The sequence below is a fragment of the Sphingobacterium sp. UBA7253 genome (assembly GCF_002472745.1).
Lineage (GTDB): Bacteria > Bacteroidota > Bacteroidia > Sphingobacteriales > Sphingobacteriaceae > Sphingobacterium > Sphingobacterium siyangense.
Map to the genome: position 1 here is coordinate 1 of NZ_DKSP01000014.1, position 636 is coordinate 636.

General features: G+C 49.7%; 1 protein-coding gene. It reads right to left on the reverse strand.

Going from position 1 to position 636, the window contains the following annotated elements:
• Nucleotides 1-636: pyridoxal-phosphate dependent enzyme (locus B2X72_RS00810; protein WP_286848078.1), on the reverse strand; the 636-nt coding region annotated here is incomplete at both ends.

Sequence of the window (636 nt, forward strand, 5' to 3'; positions counted from 1 at the left end):
TTGTAGGCATCGATAGCCTCTGCATCTGTCACGGGGTGATAGTTTGCACGATTGCTATCTTTTAGCTGGGCATGTTGTGGCGATATCCCCGGGTAGTCAAGGCCCGCAGACACCGAGGTTGACGGGATCGGATTGCCCTCATCATCGACCAAACAGTACGAAAAGGTTCCCTGGAATACGGTTGGTTTGCCAAAAGAAAGTGTCGCAGCTGTTTTTGGATAAGTTCCGGTTCCACCGCCTTCGCCACCATGAATCTCGACGTCATGATCATCGAGAAAACCCGAAAATAAGCCAATAGCATTTGAGCCACCACCTACACAGGCGAAGATGCTGTCTGGAAGGCGCCCTTCCTGATCAAGTATCTGCTGGCGTGCTTCCTTACCGATAACGCTTTGAAAATAGCCGACCATTTTTGGATAGGGGTGCGGGCCGACATGCGATCCCAGTAGATAATAGGATGTTGGATTTTCAACGTAATACATCAAGGCCGCATCGACGGCATCCTTCAATGTACGGCTACCTAAGTTGGTCGTTACAACTTCGGCGCCTAACAATTCCATGCGTTTGACGTTCAGCGCCTGGCGTGCAGCGTCGATTTCGCCCATAAATACTTTACATGGTATGTTTAACAATGCT